The organism is Bradyrhizobium sp. INPA03-11B, from assembly GCF_040446015.1.
Taxonomy (GTDB): Bacteria; Pseudomonadota; Alphaproteobacteria; order Rhizobiales; family Xanthobacteraceae; genus Bradyrhizobium; species Bradyrhizobium macuxiense_A.
Genome location: NZ_JASGSR010000023.1, coordinates 76,261 through 90,792, shown reverse-complemented (window position 1 = coordinate 90,792; position 14,532 = coordinate 76,261). Strand labels below are relative to the sequence as shown.

Here is a 14,532-nt window from a genome sequence, read left to right as displayed (position 1 = left end):
GTCCGCCTCAACGCAAAAGCACGCGATGCGCGTGCCGCATACGTCAATGCAACTTGACTATCCAGATAGTCGCTCACCCGGATCGCATCTGACGATGCGATCCGACCTCTCCCACAAGGGGACAGGTGAAGGGAAGCGTGATCGCTGTGAGCGATTGCTGCGATCGCAACTAATCATTTTTCACGAACGGCCGGAGGGCCTACGCCATGTCCATGTCAGCCAATGTCGATCATGATCGGCGCCATCATGCCGAGCCGCATCGCGATGCGGGCGGGCCGCTGTGGCTGTCCGCCGCCGCAGGGCTTTGTGCGTCGCTGGTCGGGCTCGGGCTGGCACGGTTTGCCTACACGCCGCTGATCCCGGCTTTGATCGCGGCAAAGTGGTTCACGCCTGCGGAAGCGGTCTATCTCGGTGCCGCCAACCTCGCCGGCTATCTCGCCGGCGCGCTGATCGCGCGCGACCTCGGTGCGCGGATCGGCTCGGTGTGGGCGCTGCGCGGCATGATGCTGCTGGCGGCGATCACCTGCTTTGCCTGCGCGGTGCCGATCTCCTTCATCTGGTTCTTCGGCTTCCGCTTTCTCGCCGGAATCAGCGGCGGCGTGATCATGGTGCTGGCGGCGACCGCGATCCTGCCGCACACCGCGCCAAGCAAGCGCGGCCTGATCGGCGGCGTGATTTTCGCCGGCGTCGGACTCGGTGTTGCCGCGTCAGGCACGCTGGTGCCGCTGTTGCTGCAGCAGGGCGTCAAGCAGGCCTGGTATGGCCTCGGCGTGCTGTCGGCGGTGTTGACCGCGATCAGCTGGAAGGCGTGGCCTGCCGAGGCCCCCGCCGCGCATGGTGCAGCCGAGCCGCGCGTCGCATCGCATGGCGTGCGGTCGCCGTTGGTGATCGCGCTGTGTGTGGAATACGGGCTCAACGCGCTGGCGCTGGTGCCGCATATGGTGTTCCTGGTCGATTTCGTTGCCCGCGGCCTCGGGCAGGGGATCGCGGCGGGATCGCACTATTGGGTGCTGTACGGCATCGGCGCCGTAGTCGGCCCGCTGCTCACAGGACATCTCGCCGATCGTGCCGGCTTCGCGGCGGCGCTGCGCGCGGCGTTCCTGATCGTGGCGGTCGCGGTCGCGCTGCCCGCGGTGACGACCTCACCTGTGGCGCTGATCGTGTCGAGCCTCATCGTCGGCGGCTTCACGCCCGGCATCGTTCCGCTGGTGATCGGCCGTATCCACGAACTGATCCCGCATTCGGCGGCGAGCCAGCGCTCGGCCTGGGCGCAGGCCACCACGACCTTCGCGCTGTTCCAGGCGGCGGGCGCCTACGGCCTGTCCTGGCTGTTCGCGCAGAGCGGCGGCGACTATGCGCTGCTGTTCGTGATCGGCGCGGCTGGCGTGGCCGCAGCGCTCGCGATCGAACTGTTCAGCGTCGTGGCGCGCAGGCGCAAGCGGAGTTAGCCGCGCAGCGCTTTCGTCAAGGCCGCGACGAGGCGGTCGGCATCGGCCTCGTCGTTGTAGACATGCGGCGAGATCCGCATCCGGCCGAGCCGCAGCGCGACGTGGATGTTTTCGGCGGCGAGCCGCGCGATCAATTCCTTCGGGATGCCGCCGGCGATCCCAAGGCTCAGGATATGCGGCGCGCGCACGCTCGAGGCCAGCACGTTGAGCCCGAGTTCACGCACGCCCTCGGCGATCCGTTGCGTCAGCATCGCGAGCCGTTCGCTGACGGCGCCAGCGCCCCAGTCCGCCATCATCTCCATGCCAATCGATGCCATCTCCAGCGTGATGAAATGATCGCGCTCGCCCATGTCGTAGCGGCGGGCGTTGTCGACATAGGCGAGGTCGCCGAAATAGACCGGGTTCTCGGAGTTGACGTTGCGGCGGCCGGCGGAGGTCTGCTCCAGCGGCACGCCGTTCTGGTGACGCTTTGCAACGTAGAGAAAGGCGCGGCCGTAGGGGCCGATCAGCCATTTGTAAGTCGGAAAGATTACCGCGTCCGGATCGAGCTTCGTCACGTCCATCGCGACGACGCCCGCGCTCTGCGTCGCGTCGATCACGAACATTGCGCCAAGCCGACGCAGCGCGGGCTGCACCCTGTCGACGTCGATCATGCCGCCGTCCGACCAGTGCACCGAGGAGATCGAGGCAAGGCCGACCGGCGGCGCGCCCGACCGCTCGATCGTTGCAAGCACCGCCGACGTCCAGTCGCCGTCGGCCGGCTGCCGCACGGTGTCGACGACAAAACCCTGCGCCTCGGCGCGGGCATGCCATTCCAGCACCGGCGAGGAGTGGTCGTTCTCCAGCACGATCACGCGAGTGCCACGCGGAATCGTCAGTGCCTTCGCCACCGTCGCGATGCCGTAGCTGATCGCAGGGATCAGCGCGATGTCGTCCGCATCGGCATTGATCAGGCGGGCCGCCGCGGTGCGGGCGCGCTCATGCTGGCGGCCGGCGAACCCGGCATTGATGGTCCAGGGCTGGCCCTTGCGTCCGACCGCGGCGCGGCCGGCCTCTAACGTCTTCAGCGGCAACGGGCTGTAGGACGCCGAGTTCAGGTAGCAGACCTCGCGTGGGATCTCGAACAGATGGCGCTGGGAGGGAAGCATGTCGTCTCGTGGCTGGGAGTGCAGATGATGTCGCGATGCGGACGAGCGCGCGCTCAGCCGTCATACTGGTCCGGCCCCATCGCCCAGGGCGCCTGGTCGTAGCCGTTGGCGAAGGTGCGGTTGGTCTGGTCAGGATTGCGGTTGACCAGCGGCCGCAGATACATCGGGTGGGTGGCGCTGCGCACCTCGTGCTCGACGGTGAACAGATGCCGGCCGTCACGGGGATCGACGATGTCGCAGAAGCGGTACTGGTACTGATTGTCCTCGCGCGAGACCAGATTGCGCGCGCGCAGCCACCTGTAGGGGCCCGAGAAGTCCGTGATGTAGATCTGGACGTGATGGCCGTCGAACTCGCCCTGCGCCCGATCGGTCTCGCGGAATTGCAGATACTGGTCCTTGCCGACCTTTGCGCGCGCGACGACGCTGTCGCCGTTCACGACGCTGGCGGGGATGCCCATGATCTCGGGATAGAACCGGCTGATCGCTTCGGCCGTGCCGCGCGGCACGTCGAACTCGACATAGGGCATTCCGAGCGCGATGCGCCCAAACCGCTCGGCGTCCGGTTCAAAGCAGCGCAGGCGGTTGCCCCAGGGGCAAATGGCCTCGACGTGATCGTTGTGCTCGCGATAGCTGAACGCGGTGCCTTCGAGCTTGGGTGCGACCGCGGCGAGGCGCTGCAACAGGGCCTGCCGCCCAGCGATCACGATCGCCGTGTGGCCGCGCAGCACCTGTGGCCTGCCGCTCGGCAGATGAAACTGGCTGCGGCCGGCATTCACCCACATGTTGCTGTCGGAGACCATCAGATAGGGATCGCGGGTCAGCCCTATGCCGGCGACATAGAACAGCGTGGCGAGGCGCTGGTCCGGCACCTGCACATTGACATGCTCGAGATGGATGGCGTTGCCGAGATCTTCTGCGGCGCGGTCGAATGGCTGCACGGCACGGCTCCCTGGATGCGGTGCCGCGCATGATAGTGCAACGGCACGGCCGATCCAGCGAGCAGGCCATGAATGTTTGGCGGGGCTACCCCCCGTAACTCTGCACCAGGCTGCCGGCGACCAGCGTCATTGAAGGGAGGGACTTGTGGATAAGTTGCCTGTCGCTGCCATTTCCCGAAGAATGGCTACCAACCAGAGTAGATCCTCACTCTTGATCTCTGCACCGAGATCGCCATGAACGAGCTGATTGCGGAGGTCCGATAGAACCCTCATACGGTCAGCCTCCGCGGGGGTCAGCAACCCTTCTTGGCTTAATATCTGGACCAAGCGCCCCGGTGTTTGCGGCCGATCGAACGTCTCTGCGATCGAGGCTCTTCCCTCCGCCTCGAATGTTGCCCACGCAAGCAAAAATGCTGGACGCAAAGCGTTTAATTGTTCTAGCCGTTCGATCTCCTCAATCGCATCGTCGATCGTTTCGCGGGACTGCACGGGGATAGTTTTAGGCGACGATGTCGGCGTCACGAGCAGAATTTTGAGTTCCCACTCCCGTTGCTTTGCAAAGAGCGCAGCCACGTCTTTGAGCTTTTCACTTCCCAAAGATCTCGCTACTTCCAATACGATCTTCTTGCCATGACCAGTCGCTACTGCGTCCGGCACGTAGTCACCAAGAAATTCAGGAACGAGAGGAGCGCGAGGCTGAATGAAAACATCGTACCCTTCGGATTCAAGCCGCGCGATCTCGCGCTGTAGCACCTGCTCTTCGGTCGCGGTGTTACTCATCGCAAGTCCTCGAATGGGTCGTTGGACACTCGTACATAGAGCACTGGCTTAGGCCCGGTAATCGCGTCGATGACAGTGGCCGATGGATTTGAAAAACTAAAGACGTTACCAGGTTCGAATTTCTGAACCAGGACGCGTTCGACCTGTACATCGTCGAGATAAATATGGGCGTTAAGGGCGTCCAACACAAGCTTCACAATGTTGTCGACGTCTCCCGCCATCGCTTCATTTGGCAGATAGTAAAGTGTCACAGCAATGCGCTGGTCGGAAGCGAAATGAGGCTGAGGAATAACGGGTATGCTGGCCGCCTTAACGCGATCCTTCCAAGCTTCCCGCGAATCCACGCTTTTGGCTTGGGCAGAGACTGGCGTTCCATAAACGAGAAACTCTATCGGAAATATGATTTCCATTCACCCTGCTCAAACTTCACGAGCATGCTAGCGAGGGACTCTTCGTTGTCAATTCAGGACAAATGTGCCCGTCGGTCGCAGACGCCTTCGTAGGCCCGGGTTCAATTGCGATTGCTACCCCCCGTAGCTCTGCACCAAGCTGCCGGCGACCAGCGCCCAGCCGTCGACCAGGACGAAGAAGATCAGCTTGAACGGCAGCGAGACTACCACCGGTGGCAGCATCATCATGCCCATCGACATCAGCACCGAGGCGACCACGAGGTCGATGATCAGGAACGGCAGAAACAGCAGGAAGCCGATCTCGAAGGCGCGCTTGAGCTCGGAGATCATGAAGGCCGGCACCAGGATGCGCAGCGACATCTCCTCCGGCGTCGCCGGCGGCGGCTCGCCGGAGAGGTCCATGAACAGCTTCAGGTCCTTCTCGCGGACGTTCTTCTGCATGAAGCCGCGCAGCGGGACCGAGGCGCGCTGCAACGCGTCCTCAACGCCGATCTGGTTGGCGACCAGCGGCTTGATGCCGTCGTCATAGGATTTCTGCAGCACCGGTCCCATCACGAAGGCGGTGAGGAACATCGCAAGCGCGATCATCACCGAGTTCGGCGGCGCAGTCGCGGTGCCTAGCGCAGTACGCAAGAGCGACAGCACGACCACGATGCGCGTGAACGACGTCATCATGACCAGGATCGACGGCGCGATCGACAGCACCGTGAGCAGCGCGATCAGCTGGATCGCGCGCTCGGTCACGCCGCCATTGCCGCCGCCGAGGTTGATGGAGATGTCCTGCGCCATCGCCGGATCGGCGAAGGATCCGGCGGCGATCAGGACAGCGATGAAAAAAACTCTACGCGGGACTGCCCGAAACCTCACGAAGGATTCTTCGGTCGGCCGAGCAGCGATGCCATCTCGTCCTCGAGATTCTCGAACCCGCTCTTCTGTCCGCCGGCGGGCGGGGCGGGTGGTTCGCTGCGCGGCGCGCGGACCGGCGGCGCCTCGGGCGCGACCGGCGGTGCGACGGTCTCGCCGGCGCCGGTCGGGCGGCGCAGTGCGGCCTCGAGCCGCTGCGCCATCTCGGCGAGATTGGCATCGGCGTTCGATGCGGGCGGCGCGGCCGGCGGCGCCTGGGTTGCGACCGGCGGCGGAGCAGGCGGTGGCGGGGGCGGCGGTGTCACGGCACGCTCGGGCGCGCGCAACGGCGGCGGCGCCTTCGGCGGCTCGGCACCGCGCGGCGGACGCGGGACGACGGGTTCGGAACGCGGCGGCAGGCGCGGCGGCATCGGATCGGGCCGCGGTTCGCCACGGTCGGGCGTGAAGCCGGTAAGCGGATCACTGCGGCGTTCGGCGATCGGCGGCGGGGGCCGGCGCAGCTCGTCGGCGAAAGAGGGCCGTGCCTGTCGCGGCGGCAATTCGGGCTCGGGAAGGTCGAAATTGTCTGACCGGGCGGCCTCGCTCTCGTTCCAGGCGGCATCCGGCAGCGGCGCCACGCGCGGTGGGGCGGCGTCGGTTGCGACGGCCGGGCGGCTCGACATCTGATCGCGGCCGGGCATGGCGCGCACGATGTTCGGCTCGACGACGATGTCGGTGGGGCCACCGATCATCAGGAGATGCTCGATGTTGTCGCGGCGGACCAAGACCAGGCGGCGGCGGCCGTCGACGGCGGCCGCGTCAATCACCGCCAGGCGGGGCATGCGGCCGCGATTGGCGTTGGCGCCGAGCCGGTTTCCAGCGAAGCGGCGGACGAGCCATGCGGTGACGCCGATCAGCGCCAGCACGACGACGAACGCCAAGACGAATGTAATGACCTGCATATTGGAGTCCCCGGCCATCTTGGCCTTCCTCAGCTTCCGCCATCAACGGGCGCGGATTGATAGGTGCGGTTTTACGCAGCGAATCGCGCCCGAGATTCGCCTTATTTCTTAATTCCCAGCGGCTTGCAGCCGACTGTTCTATTAATAAACCAAGAATCGCTTGTCCCAAAACGACTTCTCAGCGCCCCACGCTGTCTCGGTTTGTGCTGGTTAACGCAGCATTCGTGGCGAAAATGCGCTCGCAGGCCGCAGTTGCGGCGTTCTCCACGGATCCGTCCGGCATTTTAACCAGCCGTTAACCATACACCGGGCAAATTCTGCCTACCTCGGGAGGTCCCAGAGGTTAACGGAGCCGCGGCGATGGCCATGAACGATCTCCCGATCCTGTCGGCGTTGCGCACCAAGATGCAGTGGCACCAGGAGCGCCAGCGGGTGCTCGCCGAGAACATTTCCAATTCAGACACGCCGAATTTCCGGCCGCGCGACCTGGTCGAGCCGAAGTTCGACAAGGGCGGCGCCACCGTCGGCGGCGGCATGGGGACGCTGCCGATGATGCAAACCAGCGCCACCCACATGGCGGCCTCCGGCGCACCCGACACCTTCGACAATGATCGCGGCAAGAGCGGGTTCCAGACCCGTCCCGCCGGCAATGCGGTCAATCTGGAGGAGCAGATGCTGAAAGTGTCGGCCAACCAGATGGACTTCGCCGCCGCCACGTCGCTCTACAGCAAGAGCTTGCATCTGCTGAAAACCGCGATCGGCAAGGGTTAGGGCATGATCCGGAAAAGTGTGAAGCGGTTTTCCGAGAAGATCATGCCCAAACCTGAAAAGGCTTAACGACGGCAGGAGGATCCCATGGCAGATGGAACAAGCGATTTCGCCCGCTCGATGAGCATCGCGACTTCCGGCCTGCGCGCGCAGGCGGGGCGGATGCGGGTGATCTCGGAAAATATCGCCAACGCCGATTCGACGGCGCAGACCGAAGGCGGCGATCCCTATCGCCGCAAGGTGCCGACGTTCTCCTCCGCGCTCGATCGCTCGCTCGACGCCCAGGTCGTGACGCTCGGCCGGATCCGGCCCGACCAGTCGTCGTTCCGCATCAAGCACGAGCCGGGCAATCCCGCGGCGGACGCCTCCGGCAACGTGAAGTATCCGAACGTCAATTCGATGGTCGAAATGACCGACATGCGCGACGCCCAGCGCTCCTATGAGGCGAACCTCAACATCATCAGCGCGACGCGGCGGATGATCCAGCGCACGCTCGACATCCTCAAGTCCTGACGCAACAAGAACAGGGAACGTAACTCATGGCTACCCCGACAGTCGCCGCCAACGCCTATGCCAGTCTCGCGAAGATGATGGAGCGCGGCGGCGCCGAGAAGGCCGGGCAGGCCGTCGCCGGCCCGTCCTTCAGCGCACTGCTGAAGGACTCCGTCGGCAGCGTGCTGGAAGCAGGCAAGAAGTCCGACGCGCAGACCATGGCGATGGCGTCCGGCAAGGCGAATGTGATGGACGTGGTGACGGCGGTCGCCGACACCGACGTCGCGGTGTCGACGCTGGTCTCGGTGCGCGACCGCGTGATCCAGGCCTATGAAGACATCATGAAGATGCCGATCTGACGTCCGTCAGGACGTCATCCCGGGGCGATGCGCAGCATCGAACCCGGGATCTCGAGATTCCCCGATACGCAATTGCGCATCGGGGGGTCGCTTCGCGCCCCGGAATGACGAAACAACCAACAGCGAGAAAACAACAATGACCGGCCCTGAAACTCTCGACGTGGCACGCGATGCGATCTGGACGATCGTGATCGTGTCGTCGCCCCTGATGGTGGTCGGCCTCGTGGTCGGCGTCGTGGTGTCGCTGTTCCAGGCACTGACCCAGATCCAGGAGCAGACGTTGGTGTTCGTGCCGAAGATCCTCGCGATCTTCGTCACATTGCTGCTGGCGCTGCCGTTCATGGCGGATTCGCTCAGTAGCCACATGATGCGGATTTCGTCGCGAATCATCGGCGGTTGATGCACTAATGCCGCGGTCATGCGCATCGATGTCTCCCTGCTGCCGGCGCTGGCCGCAATTTTCGTGCTGGTCTTCGCGCGCGTGGGCGCGATGGTGATGCTGCTGCCCGGTTTCGGCGAGAGCAACATCCCGGCGCGGGTCAAGCTGTCGATCGCGCTGCTGCTGACGCTGATCATCCTGCCCCTGCATCGCAATGCCTATCATGTCGACCTGACGTCGATCTCCTCGCTCGGCGTCCTGATGGTGCATGAGCTCATCATCGGCATCGTGCTCGGCGCGACCGCGCGGGTGACGCTGTCGGCGCTCAATGTCGCGGGCTCGGTGATCGCACAGCAGCTCGGCCTCGGCTTCGTCACCGCCGTCGACCCGACCCAGGGCCAGCAGGGCCAGATCATCGGCAACTTCCTGACCATTCTCGGCCTGACGCTGCTGTTTGCCACCGACAGCCACTATCTCGTCATCGCGGCGCTGAGCGAGAGCTACCGCATCTTCTCGCCGGGCGAGATCATGCCGACCGGCGACGTCGCTGCGCTTGCGACCAACGCATTCTCCGCCGCCTTCAAGATCGGCCTGCAATTGTCGGCGCCGTTCCTGGTGTTCGGCCTCGTCTTCAACATCGGGCTCGGCGTGCTGGCGCGGCTGATGCCGCAGATGCAGGTCTACTTCGTCGGCGTGCCGCTCTCGATCATGGTCGGCTTCCTGATCTTCGCCGTCGTGCTCGCGGCGATGATGAACACCTATTTCGACTACTTCAACGGCGTCATGCGCCAGCTCGCTCCGATGAACTAGAGCGTTTTCGAGCGAAGTGGGAACCGGTTCGCGTGAAGAAGACGCGTCAAAAATAGGGACCTAGAACATGATGCGATCAAGTCGCATCATGTTCTAGGGAGAGAAGATGGCCGACGATACCGAAGACAAAACAGAAGACCCTACGCAAAAACGTCTCGACGAAGCCCTTGAGAAAGGCGACGTCGTCAAGAGCCAGGAGGTCAATACCTGGTTCATCATCGCCGGCGCCACGCTGGTGCTGTCGACCTTCTCGGGCTCGATCGGCGGCGGCATCTTGATGCCGCTGCGCAATTTGATCGCCAATTCATGGATGATCCGCACCGACGGCGCCGGCCTGCTGCAACTGACCCAGACGCTCGGCTACGCCGTGGTCGCCGCGATCGGCGTGCCGTTCCTGATGCTGGCGCTGGCCGCCGTCGCGGGCAACATGATCCAGCATCAGCTGGTGTGGTCGGGCGAGCAGCTCAAGCCGAAATTCTCCAAGATCTCGCCGGCTGCCGGCTTCAAGCGGCTGTTCGGCAAGCAGGCGGTGGCGAACTTCCTGAAAGGCCTGTTCAAGCTGATCGCGCTCGGCGTCGTGATGGTCATGGTGCTGTGGCCCGATCGGATGCGGATGGAATCGTTCCTGCGGGTCGATCCGGCCGAGCTGCTGCCCGCCATCACCAGCATGACGGTGCACCTGATGGCGGCAGTGGTCGCGATCCTCGCCGCGGTCGCGATCGCCGACTACTTCTTCCAGTACCGGACCTGGTACGAGCGTCACAAGATGTCGCTGCAGGAGATGAAGGAGGAGTTCAAGCAGTCGGAAGGCGACCCGCACGTCAAGGGCAGGATCAAGCAATTGCGGGTCCAGCGCGCCAAGAAGCGCATGATGGCCCAGGTTCCGAAGGCCTCGGTGATCATCACCAACCCGACCCACTATTCGGTCGCGCTGGCCTACGACCGCAGCATGTCGGCGCCGATCTGCGTCGCCAAGGGCGTCGACGTCCTCGCGTTCAGGATCAGGGAGATCGCCAAGGAGCACGATATTCCGATCGTGGAGAACGTGCCGCTGGCCCGGGCGCTCTATGCCACCGTCGACATCGACAAGGAAATCCCGGTCGAGCACTATCATGCGGTTGCCGAAATCATCGGCTACGTGATGCGGCTGAGGCGCGGCCTGTCCGGCCTGCGTCAGTAAGGGGCGGAAAACCGCCTGAAATGCGCGTAACTTGCGAAATTGCCGCCTGATGGACTTGCGTTTTCGGGTCCGATTCAGGCACTCAGGGGCAAGGTGGCCGGCCGGTCGCCTTCGTGATGCAGACGAGCCATGTCTCTCCAGATGACCGCCGATAGCAACGATCCTCCCGTGACCGAGCCGTTCGTGGCTCACGGGCCAGCCCGGCGGAGCGGGAGCATCCTGCTGGTGGTGCTGATCGCGATCGGCATCGTCGCGGTGGCGGTCTGGCTCATGACCATCGGCCGCACCCAGGCGCAGCCCTATATCCTCGGCGTGCTGGCGCTGCTCGCCACCGCCGGGCTGTTCAACCTGTTCGCCTTGGCCGCAGGCATCATCCGCTTCTCCGACCGCGCCACCGACGATCCGGTGATGGCGCGGATCGCCGACCAGGCCCAGGAGGGGCTGGTTGTCACCGACTCCCGCGGCCATGTGGTCTATTCCAACGCCGCCTACCTGACGCTGACCGGTGCGGCCGGGCCGCAGGACGTCCGTCCGGTCGAGCGCGTTTTCATCGGCAACCCCGACGTCTCCGAAGCCGTGTTCCGCCTCCTGAAGGCCGCGCGCGAGGGCAAGCGGCAGCAGGAGGAGGTCCGTGTCGCCGGGCACGACGCCGGGCAAAGTGGTGGACAAGGCCGCTGGCTGCGGCTGCGGGTGCGTCCGCTCGGCGAGGGCAAGCGCGACGCCAGATATGCGGTGTGGTCGATCGCCGACATCACCCGCGACCGCGAGCGCCAGGAAGACGTGTTCCAGGAGCTGCGGCACGCGATCGAATATCTCGATCACGCGCCTTGCGGCTTCTTCTCGGTCAATCCGGCCGGCGAGATCGCCTATGTCAACGCCACGCTGGCCAATTGGCTTGATTACGATCTGGCCGAGATCGGCTCGGGCGGACTGAAGCTGACCGATATCGTGTCGGGCGACGGCGCGGCATTGTTGACCTCGATCGCGGCCGTGCCGGGTGAGGTCAAGACCGAGGTATTCGACATCGACCTGCGCATGCGCGGCGGCAAGACCGTGCCGGTGCGGCTCTATCACAAGCTCGCCTTCGGCGCCGACGGCGCAGCGGGCGCCTCGCGCACGCTGGTGATCAGTCGCGCTCGCGACGAGCGTTCCGATCCGGAGCGCGCCGCCGAGGTGCGTTTCATGCGCTTCTTCGACCATACGCCGATGGCGATCGCGACCGTCGACCGCGGCGGCAACGTGGTCGGCGCCAATGCGCGCTATGCCAAGCTGGCGCAGGGGCTGAATGGCGACGGCGGCGCGGCCAAGTCGATCTTCCGGGCGGTCAATCCGCGCGACCGCGGCCTCCTGATCGCCGCGATCAACCAGGCGGCCGAAGGGCAGGGCGATATCGCGCCGGTCGAGGTGATGCTGGACGGGCCCAAGGAACGTTTCGCCCAGTTCTTCGTCACGACCGTCGAGAAGGACGAGCGCGACGCCGAGACCGCGATCGTCTACATGCTCGAGATCACCGAACGGCGGGCGCTGGAAAACCAGATCAACCAGTCGCAGAAAATGGAGATGGTCGGCCAGCTCGCCGGCGGCATCGCGCACGACTTCAACAACGTGCTGTCGGCCATCATGATGGCCAACGACTTCCTGCTGAACGCGCACAAGCCGACCGACCCGTCGTTCCAGGACATCATGCAGATCAAGCAGAACGCCACCCGCGCCGCGACGCTGGTGCGGCAGCTGCTGGCGTTCTCGCGTCGCCAGACGCTGCGGCCGCAGGTGCTCGATCTCGGCGATGCCTTGAGCGATCTCACCATGCTGCTGCGCCGGCTGATCGGCGAGAAGGTCAAGCTCGACCTCGTGCACGGCCGCGATCTGTGGCCGGTGAAGGTCGACGTCTCGCAATTCGAGCAGGTGGTGGTCAATCTCGCGGTGAACGCCCGCGACGCGATGCCCGACGGCGGCAAGCTGATCATCCGCACCGCCAATGTACCGACCGAGGAAGCAGCCCAGCTCGCCAACAAGGGCATGCCGGCGGCGGACTATGTGAAGATCGAGATTTCGGACACCGGCACCGGCATTCCGCACGAGATCATCGACAAGATCTTCGAGCCGTTCTTCTCGACCAAGGAAGTCGGCAAGGGCACCGGCCTCGGCTTGTCGACGGTCTACGGCATCGTCAAGCAGACCGGCGGCTTCGTCTATGTCGATTCCGTGCCGGGCGGCGGCACCACGTTCCGGATCTATCTGCCGCGGCATCGCCAGGAGCAGGAGGTCGCGCCGGAGGCGCAGGCCGGCAACGGCGCGGCAAAGGAAACCGCAGCCGGGGCGGATGCCGCCAAGCCAAAGCCCGATCTCACCGGGCAGGGCACCATCCTGCTGGTCGAGGACGAGGATGGCCTGCGCTCGCTGAATGCGCGCGGTCTGCGTTCGCGCGGCTACAGCGTGATCGAGGCGGCGAACGGCGTCGAGGCGCTCGAGGCGTTCGAGGAGAAGAACGGCGCCGTCGATCTCGTCGTCTCCGACGTCGTGATGCCGGAGATGGACGGGCCGACGCTGCTGAAGGAAATGCGCAGCCGCAATGCCGAGCTGAAGATCATCTTCGTCTCCGGCTATGCCGAGGATGCGTTCGAGAAGAGCCTGCCGGAGAACCAGCAGTTCGCCTTCCTGCCGAAGCCGTTCACGCTGACGCAGCTGGTCGCCGCGGTGAAGGAAACCATGACGGCGAACTAGCCGGTTGCCGCCGCAACTGCCTTCGCATCTCGCAAGTGCGAGGTGAAATTCCACTGCAACTGCGATTGAAACCGGGCCTCATCTCGCGCTAGGACGCGTTGTCGCGGTCACAAGGCCCATAGTGTCACATCGCCGCGACCGAGGGCCGCAGCCGCGGTTCCCGTTTCCCGCTTCACTTTTGTCAGACCCTGCCCATCTTAGGGGCGTTTCCCCATGCCGGGGAATCCTTTGAGGAAACCAACATGAATTTCTCGCAACGCACGCGTGGAATTGTTCGGGCGATTGCCGTCGCGATGGCGCTGGCGCTGCCCGTGATGATGACCGTTTCGGCGGCCGACGCCCGCGTTGGCGGTGGCGGCTCGCGCGGCTCGCGGACATTCTCCGCGCCGCCCTCGACCAACACCGCGCCCGGCTCGGTTGCGCCGCTGAACCGCACCTTCAGCCAGCCTGGTAGCCCGGGTATGAACTCGCCGGCTGCTGCGAACTCCGGCGGCCTGTTCGGCCGCGGCGGAATGGGGCGCGGTCTGCTCGGCGGCCTCGCTGCGGGCTTCCTCGGCGCCGGCCTGTTCGGCATGCTGTCCGGCGGCGGCCTGTTCTCGGGTCTCGGCGGCCTGTCGTCGATGCTCGGCCTGCTGCTGCAGATCGGCCTGATCGTGCTCGTGGTCCGGCTCGCGATGTCGTGGTGGCAGCGCCGCAATGCGCCGGCCGCCGCTTACGCTGGCGGACCCGACGTCGGCCCCGGCCCGCAGGCGAATGCCCGCTCGGGCTTCGGCTTTGGCCTCGGCGGCGGATCGAACGCGCCGGTCGAGATCGCGCCTGCCGACTATGAGACGTTCGAGCGGCTGCTCGGCGATATCCAGACCGCGTGGTCGAACGAGGACATCGCGAAGCTGCACACGCTCGCGACGCCGGAAATGGTGTCGTACTTCTCCAGGGATCTCGAGGAGAACAAGGCGCGCAACGTCACCAACAAGGTGACCAATGTGAAGCTGCTGCAGGGCGATCTCGCAGAAGCCTGGCGCGAAGGCGACAGCGAATATGCGACCGTCGCAATGCGCTACTCGCTGGTCGATACGATGCTGGAGCGCGGCACCGGCCGTCAGGTCAGCGGCGGGCAGCCGGAAGAGGTCACCGAGGTCTGGACCTTCGTGCGCCAGCGCGGCGGCAACTGGGAGCTTTCGGCGATCCAGCAGACCAACTGACCGATGGTCTGACATGACGAACACAAGGCGCCGCGGCATCGTCCGCGGCGCTTTTGTTTTGTGCGTTCATTGCCGTGTCGCGGCGCCGG

The 14,532-nt window shown here is 64.8% G+C and carries 15 protein-coding genes; 9 read left to right on the top strand and 6 right to left on the bottom strand.

Translation table 11 applies throughout. The features are described from left to right. The first annotated feature begins 206 nt into the window (after positions 1 to 206). The gene (locus QMZ05_RS12450) at positions 207 to 1,448 is read left to right on the top strand and encodes a YbfB/YjiJ family MFS transporter (RefSeq protein ID WP_353700998.1); all 1,242 of its coding nucleotides are present in this window, start codon (positions 207 to 209) and stop codon (positions 1,446 to 1,448) included. On the opposite strand, the gene QMZ05_RS12445 is transcribed toward QMZ05_RS12450, so the two are convergent. The 6 genes from QMZ05_RS12445 to QMZ05_RS12420 form a co-directional block, all read right to left on the bottom strand. Next, complete coding sequence (locus QMZ05_RS12445; RefSeq protein WP_353700997.1) at positions 1,445 to 2,596, bottom strand: aminotransferase class V-fold PLP-dependent enzyme; 1,152 nt, start codon at positions 2,594 to 2,596, stop codon at positions 1,445 to 1,447. The genes QMZ05_RS12450 and QMZ05_RS12445 overlap by 4 nt on opposite strands. A 53-nt stretch (positions 2,597 to 2,649) precedes the next feature. Next, positions 2,650 to 3,534 (bottom strand): hypothetical protein, encoded by an 885-nt coding sequence (locus tag QMZ05_RS12440; RefSeq protein ID WP_353700996.1) that lies wholly within the window; start codon positions 3,532 to 3,534, stop codon positions 2,650 to 2,652. Between the two features lie 126 nt (positions 3,535 to 3,660). After that, on the bottom strand, positions 3,661 to 4,314 hold the full coding sequence (locus QMZ05_RS12435) for a hypothetical protein (protein ID WP_353700995.1): 654 nt from the start codon (positions 4,312 to 4,314) through the stop codon (positions 3,661 to 3,663). Next, entirely contained in the window at positions 4,311 to 4,724 is a 414-nt protein-coding gene (locus QMZ05_RS12430; RefSeq protein WP_353700994.1) for a RusA family crossover junction endodeoxyribonuclease, read from the bottom strand. Before QMZ05_RS12430 ends, QMZ05_RS12435 begins: the two co-directional genes overlap by 4 nt. Before the next feature lie 114 nt (positions 4,725 to 4,838). Next, a complete protein-coding gene (fliP, locus tag QMZ05_RS12425; protein ID WP_353700993.1) occupies positions 4,839 to 5,591 on the bottom strand; it encodes a flagellar type III secretion system pore protein FliP in 753 nt (250 codons plus the stop codon). Next, positions 5,588 to 6,529, bottom strand: coding sequence for a flagellar biosynthetic protein FliO (locus QMZ05_RS12420; RefSeq protein ID WP_353700992.1), 942 nt, complete (start codon positions 6,527 to 6,529; stop codon positions 5,588 to 5,590). The genes fliP and QMZ05_RS12420 overlap by 4 nt, the downstream gene beginning before the upstream one ends. Before the next feature lie 360 nt (positions 6,530 to 6,889). Here QMZ05_RS12420 and flgB point away from each other — a divergent pair, with 360 nt between their 5' ends. The 8 genes from flgB (at position 6,890) to QMZ05_RS12380 (ending at position 14,443) form a co-directional block, all read left to right on the top strand. Next, entirely contained in the window at positions 6,890 to 7,300 is a 411-nt protein-coding gene (flgB, locus tag QMZ05_RS12415; protein ID WP_074130920.1) for a flagellar basal body rod protein FlgB, read from the top strand. An 84-nt stretch (positions 7,301 to 7,384) separates the two neighbouring features. Further along, positions 7,385 to 7,810 (top strand): flagellar basal body rod protein FlgC, encoded by a 426-nt coding sequence (flgC, locus tag QMZ05_RS12410; protein ID WP_353700991.1) that lies wholly within the window; start codon positions 7,385 to 7,387, stop codon positions 7,808 to 7,810. 26 nt (positions 7,811 to 7,836) lie between these two features. Next, entirely contained in the window at positions 7,837 to 8,148 is a 312-nt protein-coding gene (fliE, locus tag QMZ05_RS12405) for a flagellar hook-basal body complex protein FliE (protein ID WP_050421136.1), read from the top strand. Positions 8,149 to 8,284: 136 nt separating this feature from the next. Beyond that, a complete protein-coding gene (gene fliQ, locus QMZ05_RS12400) occupies positions 8,285 to 8,548 on the top strand; it encodes a flagellar biosynthesis protein FliQ (protein ID WP_021077937.1) in 264 nt (87 codons plus the stop codon). 18 nt (positions 8,549 to 8,566) lie between these two features. Beyond that, positions 8,567 to 9,337 carry a flagellar biosynthetic protein FliR gene (fliR, locus tag QMZ05_RS12395; protein WP_146988008.1) on the top strand — a complete coding sequence of 257 codons (771 nt, stop codon included), beginning with the start codon at positions 8,567 to 8,569 and terminating at the stop codon, positions 9,335 to 9,337. Between the two features lie 106 nt (positions 9,338 to 9,443). Then, positions 9,444 to 10,517, top strand: coding sequence for a flagellar biosynthesis protein FlhB (flhB, locus tag QMZ05_RS12390; RefSeq protein WP_353700990.1), 1,074 nt, complete (start codon positions 9,444 to 9,446; stop codon positions 10,515 to 10,517). A 141-nt stretch (positions 10,518 to 10,658) separates the two neighbouring features. Continuing rightward, entirely contained in the window at positions 10,659 to 13,241 is a 2,583-nt protein-coding gene (gene cckA, locus QMZ05_RS12385; RefSeq protein WP_353701003.1) for a cell cycle histidine kinase CckA, read from the top strand. Between the two features lie 242 nt (positions 13,242 to 13,483). After that, complete coding sequence (locus QMZ05_RS12380) at positions 13,484 to 14,443, top strand: Tim44 domain-containing protein (protein ID WP_353700989.1); 960 nt, start codon at positions 13,484 to 13,486, stop codon at positions 14,441 to 14,443. Positions 14,444 to 14,532: the final 89 nt, after the last annotated feature.

Bases quoted from the DNA above. Each gene is read 5' to 3' on its own strand.
- flgB (WP_074130920.1), top strand. From the start codon at position 6,890: ATGGCCATGAACGATCTCCCGATCCTGTCGGCGTTGCGCACCAAGATG.
- QMZ05_RS12430 (WP_353700994.1), bottom strand. From the start codon at position 4,724: ATGGAAATCATATTTCCGATAGAGTTTCTCGTTTATGGAACGCCAGTC.
- flhB (WP_353700990.1), top strand. From the start codon at position 9,444: ATGGCCGACGATACCGAAGACAAAACAGAAGACCCTACGCAAAAACGT.
- QMZ05_RS12450 (WP_353700998.1), top strand. From the start codon at position 207: ATGTCCATGTCAGCCAATGTCGATCATGATCGGCGCCATCATGCCGAG.
- fliQ (WP_021077937.1), top strand. From the start codon at position 8,285: ATGACCGGCCCTGAAACTCTCGACGTGGCACGCGATGCGATCTGGACG.
- QMZ05_RS12420 (WP_353700992.1), bottom strand. From the start codon at position 6,529: ATGCAGGTCATTACATTCGTCTTGGCGTTCGTCGTCGTGCTGGCGCTG.
- fliR (WP_146988008.1), top strand. From the start codon at position 8,567: ATGCGCATCGATGTCTCCCTGCTGCCGGCGCTGGCCGCAATTTTCGTG.
- cckA (WP_353701003.1), top strand. From the start codon at position 10,659: ATGACCGCCGATAGCAACGATCCTCCCGTGACCGAGCCGTTCGTGGCT.
- flgC (WP_353700991.1), top strand. From the start codon at position 7,385: ATGGCAGATGGAACAAGCGATTTCGCCCGCTCGATGAGCATCGCGACT.
- fliE (WP_050421136.1), top strand. From the start codon at position 7,837: ATGGCTACCCCGACAGTCGCCGCCAACGCCTATGCCAGTCTCGCGAAG.
- QMZ05_RS12445 (WP_353700997.1), bottom strand. From the start codon at position 2,596: ATGCTTCCCTCCCAGCGCCATCTGTTCGAGATCCCACGCGAGGTCTGC.
- QMZ05_RS12435 (WP_353700995.1), bottom strand. From the start codon at position 4,314: ATGAGTAACACCGCGACCGAAGAGCAGGTGCTACAGCGCGAGATCGCG.
- QMZ05_RS12380 (WP_353700989.1), top strand. From the start codon at position 13,484: ATGAATTTCTCGCAACGCACGCGTGGAATTGTTCGGGCGATTGCCGTC.